Source organism: gamma proteobacterium SS-5, from assembly GCA_009497875.2.
GTDB classification, from domain to species: Bacteria; Pseudomonadota; Gammaproteobacteria; order Chromatiales; family Chromatiaceae; genus Magnetovirga; species Magnetovirga frankeli.
In genome coordinates, this window is sequence record CP032508.2 from 1,833,480 (window position 1) to 1,845,698 (window position 12,219).

At 55.2% G+C, this 12,219-nt stretch carries 11 protein-coding genes and 2 pseudogenes; 2 read left to right on the top strand and 11 right to left on the bottom strand.

The features are described 5' to 3' along the window. Positions 1-191 precede the first annotated feature (191 nt). The 8 genes and pseudogenes from D5125_13705 to D5125_13740 form a co-directional block, all read right to left on the bottom strand. A complete protein-coding gene (locus D5125_13705) occupies positions 192-1,481 on the bottom strand; it encodes a hypothetical protein (protein ID QFY90453.1) in 1,290 nt (429 codons plus the stop codon). A gap of 319 nt (positions 1,482-1,800) precedes the next feature. Beyond that, positions 1,801-2,502, bottom strand: a pseudogene (locus D5125_13710) (AAA family ATPase). Continuing rightward, positions 2,499-2,684, bottom strand: coding sequence for a hypothetical protein (locus D5125_13715; GenBank protein ID QFY90454.1), 186 nt, complete (start codon positions 2,682-2,684; stop codon positions 2,499-2,501). Before D5125_13715 ends, D5125_13710 begins: the two are co-directional and overlap by 4 nt. Positions 2,685-2,713: 29 nt before the next feature. Further along, positions 2,714-3,727, bottom strand: coding sequence for a virulence RhuM family protein (locus D5125_13720; GenBank protein QFY91165.1), 1,014 nt, complete (start codon positions 3,725-3,727; stop codon positions 2,714-2,716). An 11-nt stretch (positions 3,728-3,738) separates the two neighbouring features. Continuing rightward, positions 3,739-5,391, bottom strand: a complete 1,653-nt coding sequence (locus D5125_13725; GenBank protein ID QFY90455.1) for a leucine-rich repeat domain-containing protein — start codon at positions 5,389-5,391, stop codon at positions 3,739-3,741. A 297-nt stretch (positions 5,392-5,688) separates the two neighbouring features. After that, positions 5,689-6,276, bottom strand: coding sequence for a hypothetical protein (locus D5125_13730; protein ID QFY90456.1), 588 nt, complete (start codon positions 6,274-6,276; stop codon positions 5,689-5,691). A gap of 29 nt (positions 6,277-6,305) precedes the next feature. Next, complete coding sequence (locus D5125_13735) at positions 6,306-7,325, bottom strand: IS630 family transposase (protein ID QFY90457.1); 1,020 nt, start codon at positions 7,323-7,325, stop codon at positions 6,306-6,308. Between the two features lie 36 nt (positions 7,326-7,361). Further along, the gene (locus D5125_13740; GenBank protein QFY90458.1) at positions 7,362-7,724 is read right to left on the bottom strand and encodes a hypothetical protein; all 363 of its coding nucleotides are present in this window, start codon (positions 7,722-7,724) and stop codon (positions 7,362-7,364) included. Between the two features lie 614 nt (positions 7,725-8,338). Here D5125_13740 and D5125_13745 point away from each other — a divergent pair. Then, a pseudogene (locus D5125_13745) lies at positions 8,339-8,473 on the top strand (transposase). Here the strand turns inward: D5125_13745 and D5125_13750 are convergent. The 3 genes from D5125_13750 to D5125_13760 form a co-directional block, all read right to left on the bottom strand. Continuing rightward, entirely contained in the window at positions 8,439-9,170 is a 732-nt protein-coding gene (locus D5125_13750) for a YhcG family protein (protein ID QFY90459.1), read from the bottom strand. The pseudogene D5125_13745 and the gene D5125_13750 sit on opposite strands and share 35 nt — an antisense overlap. A 225-nt stretch (positions 9,171-9,395) precedes the next feature. Then, complete coding sequence (locus tag D5125_13755; GenBank protein QFY90460.1) at positions 9,396-11,180, bottom strand: cation acetate symporter; 1,785 nt, start codon at positions 11,178-11,180, stop codon at positions 9,396-9,398. An 11-nt stretch (positions 11,181-11,191) separates the two neighbouring features. Then, a complete protein-coding gene (locus tag D5125_13760; protein ID QFY90461.1) occupies positions 11,192-11,449 on the bottom strand; it encodes a DUF4212 domain-containing protein in 258 nt (85 codons plus the stop codon). A gap of 386 nt (positions 11,450-11,835) precedes the next feature. Here D5125_13760 and D5125_13765 point away from each other — a divergent pair, with 386 nt between their 5' ends. Further along, positions 11,836-12,219, top strand: a complete 384-nt coding sequence (locus D5125_13765) for a hypothetical protein (GenBank protein ID QFY90462.1) — start codon at positions 11,836-11,838, stop codon at positions 12,217-12,219.

Genomic DNA, 12,219 nt, shown 5'->3' on the forward strand with positions numbered 1-12,219 from the left:
TGGCCGGAAGGATAAATTAGAACGCAAAGAACGCAAAGAAAAATCTATGGATCAATTATAAGGATTTATGACCGCTGATTTAGCTGGAAAAAGTCACTGTTTCACAAACAATAAGGTTCAGCATCCCTTAAGAAATGCTTCACTCGCCAGTGGTTCAGGGCAATCCTCAGAAGACGGACTGCGTGAGAATATCAGAAGCAGCCGTGGTGAAGAACTCCCACAACGTCAGTTGAAAAGCGGGGCGGATTGCCACCAAGGTGTTCCACCTTGTGCGGTGGTGAGCCAACGATTTTCTGCCCCTTTGGTCCTGAACCCCGCTCCAGTATCTTGTTCGCCAGGCTGATCGCCTGAGCACAGGGATGGCTTGGCCGGGACGCACTCTTGGGTTCATCGCCTGTCACTTCAAGCGTAGCAAACGCACGCGGTAGCCGATGCTGCGGAAACCCCTTGGCAATATCCCACAGGGATTGCTCATGGATATTGCCCAGCCACCCGGCACCACTGGCGAACATGCAGGTGCGTACACCGCCATCCGGGGCGATGTGCAGGTAGCGGGGCCGATAGAACCTTTTGAGAGCGCAGTCGGTTTGACTCAGGTCACCGCTAACCCTGGGTGGTGACACGCTGATGTTTCGGCTATCCTCGATATCGACTACATCGGAACCCCCGGGGATGACCGACCCCAGCGGGCTGCCGGTCTGGTGCCGCAACAGTGCCAGCGTGCTGCGGATATCGGGTCCGGACACACCGGTGAACAGCAATTCCGTGGCCAACTTCCGTTGATCGCACAGGGACAGGACTTTGACCAGGGCAGACCACAGGCTGGGATACTGGCGATAACGGCCATCGACGCTCAGGGCGATGAGTTTCATGCCCCGCTCAATTAAGTAATCAAGCAGGTCGCCCGGTGAGAAGCGGTGATCGCCGAGCCGAACCCGTTCGGCGGCACCCCACCAGGCGCTGGTATTGAGGCGCACGGGCAGGCCCATCGTGGCGGTGATGTTCAGAATCTCCAGCAGGTTGCTCCCGGGCTGTATGACCTCACCCCCGGTGAGGTTCACGCCGGTCTCGACCAATCCAAGGTTCCTCGCATCAACCAGGCAGTGTTCTACAGCAGACGGGTCGATCCACTGATGGTTGCCGGCATGGCGCAGGTCCGATTGGAGACAATGGGCACAATCCAGCACGCAGGAATAGGTGAGCTCGATATTCACGGCTTCCACGAATTGCAGGGTAGCAACAGAGCCATTTGATGCGGATTGGTTGAGCTCTTCCGTATAAACGCGCAGCAGACGTGCCGCAACCAACTCGTCGAGGGGGAAGTCCAGGGGCAATGCGGACCGGATTCGCTGCTTCCCCTGTGCCAGGCGTCTCAGCACCGACCAATGTTCTTCGTTCAGCGATAGCACATGGGTGTCGAGATAGGACCGAAGCCGTCGCTTGGCCCATAGCAGGCGCAGGTTGTTCGTGGCGCTGATCATCGTAAGAGAGAAATAGGCACCTTTTTCAATCCTTCCAGGTAAAGTAGTTCTCTGGCCGATCCAGCCAATTCTTCAATTCCTTGGAAAGTTCGATGGCGTCTTCTGGTGAGAGAACAAACCGAACGCCCACAACATAAGAGGCGCCATCATTTGCGATCTGGCCAAGTACATGCCGGACCTGTCAACAAAACCGCTACCGCCGGGCTATCTTGAGCCTACCTACCTATTAGGGAAAGACGTTAGCCGTGGGGCTTACACAATATTACGGTACCAAAGTTCATACCGGGATCAACCGGGGTACGTCCCCTATTTATTCGGTTAGTTCCTCCTGCAAGCCGGTGCGCTCCTGCTGCTTGCGCCCCAGCTTGCTTTTCTCCTTTTTCAGCTCGCTTTGCTTGAATTCCAGGTCTTCGTCAGAAATCTCAATAAACCCCTTACGCTCTTCCTGCTTGATGTAGGCCAGGTCCGACGCCAAGCGGTTGATATTCTGGATGCCAAGGGCCGCCTCCAAGGAAGACTTCAGGCGCACCTCGGAATGATCATCGGCGGCAATCTCCTGAATCTTCTCGCCGTCGAAAAAGAAAAACTGGGTGATGCCGGGCGGGATGGCCGCGCGGATGAAATCCTGCCAGATTGCCTGGTTCTGCACCGACACCCGCTTGCCATCGCGCACCACCACCAGCCGCTCGGTCAGGTCGCGGGGCTTGGGTTCCGCCACTGCGCCCGCGCTCCAGGCTCGTTTGACGATCAGCTCCGCGCCGTCGTCCATCTCCATGACCAGCTCGAACACCACATTGGCGTTGCCCTTGGCCTTCTCGCGGCGGTTGATGTTGCGGTAGATCTCGTCCCCCTTGGCACCATAGAGGCAATAGTTGATCGCCTCCATGATCGAGGTCTTACCCGCACCGTTCATGCCGCCGATCAAAAAGATGCTGCGACCGTCCGCCGCCATGGGAAAGGCAATCTCAGTGGCAAACTGGAATGATTTGTAATTTTCGATGGTCAGTTTGATGAACTTCATGATGACGCGCCTCCCGGTTGCGATTTCAGGATTTCCCGCAGGGAGTCATAGACCCCGGTGCGGCGCTCCTTGAATTCGTAATCGCGCACCCTGTCGAGCAGCTTCAATACCTTGTCGGCGCTCACGCCGTGCTGCTGGCACAGCTCCTCCAACAGCCGCTTGTCCTCGCTGGTCAGATTCATGGTTCCTCCCCCTTCTTGCGGCGTGGTCTTCACTTCTTGTCGGTGGTGGGCAACTGTTTCACCAGCTTGTCAAAGTCATTGCCGCGCTGGTCCGCTTTTGTAATCCGGTGGCGGCTGAATTTCTCATATTCACCTTCCGCCAGTTGCTTCGCCATCTCGTGCGAGATTTTCCCGGCGTGGGTCAGAATCTCGCGGTCGTTGATGTTTAAAAAGGCGTCGAGTTTGGCGATCCAATCCTGCATGTGCATAGGAATCCGGCGCATGGCCTGGCCTTCGGCAAAAATCAGGTACTGCTCCACCAGATTGTTCAGGGCGGCCAGCTCTTCCTCGTTCAGGTAGTTTTTGGCGATAGTCACATCCTGTTTGCGCACCTTCACACCGCGATAGTTGGTTAGCCCCATGTTGGGCTTGTCACTGCTGGCGCGGGAGTGGATGATCTCGGCGGCAGTCTGGCCGGTGATGGCCCAGTGCATCTTGTTCTGCACCGTCTTGAAGAAATCGATACTGATGGTCAGCGTCGGGTCGTAGTCGATGCTGGTGGCGTAGATATCGGTAATCTTCTGGTAAAAGCGCCGCTCCGAGGTACGGATATCCTGGATGCGGCGGGTCAGCTCCTCGAAGTAATCGAAGGGTTGATCGGGGTTCTTCAGCCGTTCATCGTCCATGGTAAAGCCCTTGACGATGTATTCCTTGAGTCGCTGAGTCGCCCAGATGCGGAAGCGGGTGGCGACATGGCTTTTCACCCGGTAGCCGACGGAGATGATCATGTCCAGATTGTAGAAATCCAGGCTCCTCTGCACCTGTCGGCTGCCCTCCTGACGAACTGACAAGAATTTCTTGTAAGTTGCCCCCGGCTCCAGTTCGCCCTCTTCATAGATATTCAGGATATGCTGGCTGATGTTCTGCTGGGTGGTCTGAAACAGGTCCGCCATGTCGGCCTGGGTCAGCCAGACGGTCTCGTCCCGCAAGCGGACCTCCAGCTTCACCCGACCGTTCTCGGCCTCGTAGACCAGAAACTCACCCTGTGGAAAGGATGCGTCCATGGGTTTATCGCTCATGTCCGCACCGCCTCCTCGATGAGTTGCTCGACGCGGGATTTGGCCTGGTCGAGGAGGTGTTCTGACTCCTGCCGCTTTTCAAGAGACTCAGCCACCAGCGCAGCGATTTGTTCTTCTTGTTCAGGAGCAAGGCGCGGGACCAGAACCCGGCCAACATCGCGTGGGGCAAGATGGCCGTTGGTTGAGCCGGTGATCCAGCGGTTGAATTGAACCTGGCCGAGGTGGTGATCCAGGGTCAGCAGGAGATAGTGGGGATTGATCGAACCATTGGCCCGGAGCCGCAACATGTCACCCGAAAAAACGAGGTTGTCGTAGCGGTTGACGATGCCGATCTTGCCGATGGTCGCGCCGGTAATCGCCAGCAGCAGATCGTCTTTCCTGGCGGTTGGAGCTCCGGCAGCAGGATATGCCTTGGAAGCTCCGACAATTTCGCGACCGGTGATGTGCTTGATGCTGCAATAGTCTGTTGTGCCCGTTTCGGCTTCCGCTTGTTGGCGGCCTTTTACTGTACTGGCAAGCAAAAGACTCAGCCGGTCGCAGTTTGCATGTTTCAGCAGCCAGTCTTCATAGAATACCGCCTCGGGCGAGAAGCACTGGGCGTCAAGGCGGTTGGCACTGACGCTGTCAGACAGCCCGACGACACTAAACCGCGCCGTGTAGCCCACGGGTTTGTCAAAACGCAGCTTGGCCAGCCCCGGCACCGGCGACAGGTCCAGTTCGCTGAGTTGGTTGCCCAAGCCAGCTTTAGCACCAAAGATGATCGCTATTAAGCCGCCCCCGCACGACAGCTCGGTCAACCTCGGCACCGGCGACAGGTCCAGTTCGTTAAGTTGGTTCCCAAAACAACGCAGCTGAACCAGATTCAGCACTGGCGACAGGTCCAGTTCGCTGAGTTGGTTTTCATAGCAATACAGCTCGGTCAGCCCCGGCACCGGCGACAGGTTCAGTTTTCTGAGCTGGTTGCCCCCGCAATTCAGCGTGGTCAGCTCCGGCACCGGCGAGAAGTCCAGTTCGCGCAGTTGGTTGCCCCTGCAATCCAGCTCAGTCAGTCCCGGCACCGGCGATAGGTCCAGTTCGCGGATTTGTGTCCTAAGACAAATCAATTCAGTCAGTAGTGGCATACCCATGAGATCTAGCTTGGTCAGTGGAAAGCGACTCCGATAAATGCAGACCAGTCTCCGCAAGGCGGGCGCCTGGGGCAACAGCGTCATTTCTTCGCGTTCAACGCCTTTATCCTTTGCTACGAACCCCAAGGCCAACAAGCGCAGCCCCTTGACCCAGCGGTCGGGAAAGCGGGGCAGACGATCAAGGTCCCACACCAGACTGAGCAGGGCACCGTCTTGCAGGTGGAAATGGATAGACTCAAACTCATCGCCCGTATCTTCATCAGGCTCCAGACTGCTACCAGCCAAAATTGCCAACAACTCCTCCGGCTCCATAGCATTGGCCTCAGCCCAAATCCTGATCTGCCGATAATCCGGCTCGCGCAATTCATAATCGCCTACGCGATACCTCGCCTGCTGCAAGGCCGTTTGTCGGGCCTGGGCCAGCAGGCCCTCGGTCATGCGGCTGATGACCGGGTGGGTGCTGGGCTGGCTGCTGGTCAGCTCGGTTTCGGGTTTGGGGATGAGGCTTTTGTCTTGATCCATGGTGTATTCTAATTGTTGAGCCTTGATGCAAATGGCCTACGGCTTGGGTGTCTGTTGGCGTGAACATACCCTGTCAGCCCCTTTTTCCTGCGGCTTGGTCTAGGCCGGACGGTGCGAGTCCTCGTTGGCAAGCAAATCCACTCTTTAACCCGGCAGGCAGCCATTTGTAACCCTCTGGCCCTAGACAATTTCATCTCGACACGCTGATCCATTCATGCAAGCCCTCAGCGGTGCGCGCCTTTGGCGCGTCCGATGGATGGTTTTGTTAGGCATTGAGGATCGTACTATGGCAAGTAATCAATGCACGGTTTCATTGTAATTAAGAAGCTTCTCTGCGTCTGAAATGCAGCCTTTAATCCGAATAGCAATATAACGCAAAAACATAGCGAATTCTCTAAGCTCTAGGTTTTTTTGATTTGTCGTAAGGCTCGCGGGTGTTGCATGTAATAACCTACTTGTGTACGAGTAAATGAACTCATATTCATCGGACATTCCGGCATCTTTAGCTTTAATTTCCCAATTCCAACGTTCTGCAACAAGTTTTTTAATATCTTTCGGTAATATTATCTTCAATTCCATGATTTCATTATTTATGTTAGCTATTCCTTCGCGAGCACTTGGGATCGCCTTCTGCGATATTAGATGAGCCTGATATCCATAGCCATTTATTAGTGCATCATCAATGTATATACACAGCCGCTTTGCTGCTTCATCATCAATCATTGTTTGTACGTTATCTCCTACATTTCGTAATGCCCCATCCCTCCTTTCCTCATCTACAATTTTCTGTGCCTCTAGCACTTTTTTCTTTAAAATATCGTTTTCCTTCGCATGAATCTCTTTAAAAAACTCTATTTCTTTCAAAAGATGGCTTTCCAAATCCATGTATTAATCGTTGCAAAAGTATTGGCAGTTTATCCCAAGGCTTCCAATATATACCGGGTGCTGTCCATTCTGAAGAAACTGCGAATGAGCGAGCCCTGCTTCTGGATAGAGCGCAGTATGGACGTCAGGTGCCGCTTCATATCGCGCAGGTTGAATATTGAAAGTTGGCTCAAGCGTCGCTTGGCATGGTTCCACACCTGCTCATCGGGATTGAGCTCCGGGGAATATGCGGGCAGGAAAGCCAGCAGTATCTTGCCCTCCTGTTCAGCGATGAATCGCTGCGTTTCCTTGCTGTGGTGATAGCGGGCATTGTCGGTAATGACCAAGATCGGCTGGCCGGCATCACGGTGCAGCTTTTTCAGGAAGGCGATAAATTTCGTCGAGTTCATTTTGTCTTCGATAAAGCTGAAACGCATGTCGCCGCGAGGCGAGACCGCGCTGATCACCTTCAGACCAAAGCGGCCACCGCTGTTCTTCACCACGGGCGTTTGGCCGATCTTGCCCCAGGTCAGGCCGCGATGGGCATCACTGCGCACTGCAGCCTCATCCACGAAGAAGATGGCCGCGCCAAGGCGCTGCGCCTGTGCCACGGCCTCGGGAAAGGTTTCCTTGAGGTAGCGGTCGATCTTGCGCGGGTCTTGCTGGTAGGACTTGTAGATGGGGCGCTGCGGGCTGAGGCCCAAATGCCTCAGCAGACGACTGACGGCGCTCTTGCTCAGTTTGACCTTGCGTTCCTTTTCGATCAGCGTCCGTAAGGCATTGAGTGTCCACAGGCAGAAATCGAACTGGTACTGCTGCGGGTTTCCCAGGGTTACCGCGTAATAGACCCAGCGCATGTCTTCCGTTGACAGTTTGCGCGGACGGCCACTGCGCGCTCCCTCACGTAACGCATCCCAGCCACCACTGCGATACAGAGACAGCCAGTTAAACACGGAGCGTTCCGGCACATTGTAAATTCGCTGCACTAAATGCACAGGCTCTTGCCTCAACACGATGGCCTCGACCACCTCCCTACGGCGCTGTTCACGTATTTCGATCTGTGTGCTCATGCAGCCAATTATATACTGCCATTACTTATGCAACAATTAATAAAAGTGAAGCTGTTTGTCCAAGAGCTGGTACTGATAAACAATGCCATATCTGTCATCGTTGATTAATAATTTCATCCAAACAGACAATTCAAACACATAGCGAGTTACAGATAAAACCCCCATTGTTTCTATAAACTTAAAGTTCTGTTCAATAAATAGTCGCAGCTTTATTAGCGAATCAATATAGGCAACGGCTCTCCAGTATCGTCCGGACAGTTTCTCTTCCCCAGGAGAAAGTAAGACTTCGAGTTCTTCAATTTTCTTCCTGTATTTCCGAATAAGCCTCTCTAACTCCTCATGGAAGAGCTGGATAGTCTTAGTAGCCTCTTCTATCGTTTTTGTTGATGCTTGATCCATATGAACAATGCCTTAAATTCGCTTACTGTGTATCTGACAGCCAAACACTGAAGTAGGCTGGCAACTGAATTAACGTGCTAGGCTAATTGCAGCTTAGCCTCATATGAGGCTCAACCACGCCAGAACAATCTCCCCAACAGCTTGTAGCTTGTTACCATGGAAGCTCCAATTCTCCACCGATAATGGGAGACCCCATTATTCCTCCTATAATTCCTCCATAGAATGTAGAGCTTACCGTTCTGCAACTGTTTAACGAATCGAAAAATCGAGGTTAGGTCTCGTTAATTTCGGTCATCTCCCCTGACGCCGTTTACATTTTTCGTTTACTGCCTTACAGGTGGGAAGCATTACGCGTTTATTCAGGGTACGCTCACCCCTGCATGGCAGCAGTACTAGTGATGATGTTTGGGCACAGACTTGAGTTTTCGTTCGTCTTCCAATCGCCCACCGATGCCTACTGTTCTGGACGGCCTCGGCACTTTGGTTGCTCTGGAACAATTAGGTAATGCTCCCTACTGCTTTCATGCTTGGTCTTCATTTCGGACGTAGGGTTGGGGAAGAAGTAAAGACGTGAGTAAGTAACTTCTTAGCATCAATCCAAACAGGATACTTCCTCACTCTATCGGTGCCGCTGGAACGTGGAGCTGGATCTGCGCAACATCAAGACCACCCTCGGCATGACACACCTGCGCTGCAAGACCCCGGAGATGGCCATCAAAGAGCTGTGGGTCTACCTGTTGGCCTACAACCCGCACGCTTCAGATCGTCATACATCCGCACATACATATCCATCTGCCCGACGTCCTGATGGGTGAGCTTGCCCATCTTCAGGCCGATCAGCACAAAGCACTTGAGCAGGTAGTTGTAAAACACCAGGTCGATATAAAAGTGTTGCGACTCGGTGCTGATGCGCTGTTGGCGCGCGACGAAGGCGAAGCCTTTGCCCAGCTCCAGCAAAAAGGGTTGCAGCTTTTCGATCAGCGCCGCTTCCAATTCGCTTTCATGCAAACGGTGCGATTCCTCGATTTCCAGAAAATCGAGCACATAAGGATGCTTGATCACGTCCATCGGACGTTCAACGGTTTGGCCTTCGCTGGCCAGCTTAAGCACACCCGCCTTGTCCTGGCTCTTGAGCAGGCGGGCAAACAGATGGCTGTGAATTTGCCTTTCCAATACCGGCTGGCTCCAGTTGCAGCGCTCGGCCTCGATCTCGTAGAACAGTCGCTCGGCGTGCTGTTCCACGGTGCTCAGGGTGCGGTAGTGCGTCCAGCTCAGGTTGGGCGAAAACCCCTTCAGCTTTTCCGCTTCGCCTAGCGAGGCTAAAAGATCGTCCAGCACGGAGGTCTGGTCGATGTCGCCCAATTCGTCACGAGCCTCGTGACGAATTTCCGGGGTGCGTTGTGCGAGCGAATGTAGGAATAGGCAGTAGCCATGGCGTAACTCCAGGAAAAGATTGAACTATCGTGGAGTATAGGCCAGACTCTTATAATTGACCCCTACAGGAAACGCAAAGAACGCAAAGAGTTACAAGTCTTGTGCATCCGGGTTGCCGTTGGGCTCGGCCTCCCTGGATTCCGCTTCGCTGCATCCAGGCCACGGGGCTGCCGAGTCCCGAAAAAAAAGCCCCGCGGGTGCGGGGCTTTTATTCTAACTCAATTCAGGGAATCGAGATCAGTGGTCGGTGGCAACTCCGGCACCCTTGGGTACGCGGATGTCTTCCACCAGGTGCTGGATGTGCTCCGGCGGTGGCGCGGTTACCTTGGCAACCGCAAAGGCCACGGCGAAGTTCACCAGGGCCCCAACAGAGCCGAAGGCATTGGGCGAGATACCCAGGAACCAGTTTTCTGGCATATCACCCAGGAAGGCCGTGCCGGGGATGAACAGAATCCCCTTGTGCTGGAACACATAGAGCATGGTGACGCCGATACCGGCGATCATGCCGGCCACGGCACCCTGCTTGTTCATGCGCTTGTTGAAGATACCCATCATCAGCACCGGGAAGATCGAGGATGCCGCCAGACCAAAGGCGATGGCCACGGTGCCCGCAGCAAAGCCCGGCGGATGCAAGCCCAGATAACCCGCCACGACGATGGCACCGGCCATGGCGAAGCGGCTAGCCAGCAGTTCGGATTTCTCCGTCATATTGGGGGTGAAGGTACTCTTCAGCAGGTCATGGGAGATGGCCGAGGCAATCGCCAACAAGAGCCCGGCAGCGGTGGACAGGGCGGCGGCCAGGCCACCGGCGGCCACCAGGGCTATGACCCAGTTGGGCAGCTTGGCGATCTCTGGGTTGGCCAGCACCATGATGTCGCGGTCCACCTTGACCATCTCGTTGCCCTTCCAGCCGGCCGGTTCGGCAACATTTTTGACGAAGTCCTCATTCTTGTCGTTGTAGTACTGGATGCGGCCATCGCCGTTCTTGTCTTCAAACTTGAGCAGACCCGTGGTCTCCCAGCGTTTGAACCATTCCGGGCGTTGTTCGTACACCATGTTGCCTTCCGCCGAGCCGACTTCACCAATCTGGATGGTGTTCATCAGGTTTAGACGGGCCATGGCACCCACGGCCGGGGCCACGGTGTAGAGCAGGGCGATGAACACCAGGGCCCAGCCAGCGGAAGAACGGGCATCCTTGACCTTGGGCACGGTGAAGAAGCGGATGATGACGTGGGGCAGACCGGCGGTGCCGATCATCAGCGACAGGGTGTAGGCAAACATGTTCAGCGTACTGCCCATCTTCGAGGTGGTGTACTCCTTGAAGCCCAGGTCGGTAACGATCAGGTCCAGCTTGTCCAGCAGGGTCATGCCGCTGGCCAGGTGCTCGCCACCCAGACCCAGCTGGGGCAGGGGGTTACCGGTGAGGTTCAGGGAGATGAACACGGCGGGTACGGTGTAGGCGAAGATGAGCACCACGTACTGGGCAATCTGGGTGTAGGTGATGCCCTTCATGCCGCCGAGTACCGCATAGATGAAGACTATGCCCATGCCGGAATAGAGGCCGACCTCATAGCTGGTCTCCAGGAAGCGGGAGAAGGCCACGCCTATGCCCTTCATCTGGCCGATGACGTAGGTGATGGAGGCCAGGATCAGGCAGACCACGGCGACCAGACGGGCGGTGCTGGAGTAGAAGCGGTCACCGATAAACTCAGGTACGGTGAACTTGCCGAACTTGCGCAGGTAGGGTGCCAGGAGCATGGCCAGCAGCACATAGCCGCCGGTCCAGCCCATCAGGAACACGGAGCCGCCGTAGCCGGTGAAGGCGATCAGGCCGGCCATGGAGATGAAGGACGCAGCGGACATCCAGTCGGCCGCTGTGGCCATGCCGTTGAGTACCGGGTGAACGCCCTTGCCGGCAACGTAGAATTCGCCCGTGGTGGCCGCGCGCGACCAGATGGCGATGCCTATGTAGAGGGCGAAGGTCGCCCCTACTACGATGTATGTCAGTGTTTGCAGATCCATGATTCCCCCGATCAGTCTTCTTGAACGCCGTGCTTTTTATCAAGCGCGTTCATTTTGATTACATAGATGAGTATCAGCACCAGGAAGGTGTAGATAGCGCCCTGTTGGGCAAACCAGAAGCCCAGTTTGTAGCCGCCCAGTTCGATGGCGTTGAGGGGTTCAAACAGCAGTATGCCGAAACCGTAGGAAACGACAAACCAGACGACGAGGAGGATCATTACCAGGCGTACATTCGCCTGCCAATAATCCGATCGGTTGGTATCACTCATTATCACTCTCCGGATAGGTTATTGATTTATATGACCGGGAAAGGGCAGTGGTGCCCCCTTGCGCCCCTGCCCGGTCCGCGTGACGGGATAGACGGGATTAAGCCGTGCCGCATAGCCAGCACAGGGGTGCAATTTTGTTGTCATAATCTTGTTCTGTCAACGAGTTATGCAGATTTTCCTGAATACGGCCGGAATTGCCGCCGATTCAACGGCCTGGCGAGAGGGTCAGGGCGGCTGGCAATTGTCCTCTGGCTGTACGAGAATGCCCGGCGGTCGCTTCGGCTTCGGCTTCGCTCGGCGAGCGGGCGGCTCCCACCGGCCAGCCCGCTTCAGCCAGCGAACCGGCTGGCCCAGCAAAAGGTGTCAACAATCAGAGGATAGGTGCAATGAATCCGGAGAAGGTGGTTTTTGGCTTTTTCATCGTGCTCGCGTTGACGCTGAATTTTGGCTTCTATATCGGTGAGATAGAAGACCCCGAGCACCATCATGCCTTCGAGCTGTTTGCGGTGATCCTGGTGAACCTGATCGCCACCGTGCTCAAGTTCGGTGATCGTACCCAGATGGGGGCGGTGATGCTGGCCACCAGCCTGGTGGCCCTGCTGCAGTTGGCCGCAGCGGCGGCGGTCTGGGCCTATGGTGCCCATATCAATGAGGCCGGTCTGACCTCGGCGGTGATGGTCTCCGTGGTCTCCCTGGCCGGTGGGGCCATGCTGGCCAATGTCATCTCGGTGATCCTGCTGATCATCGAAACGGTGATGCTGCGCCGCTGA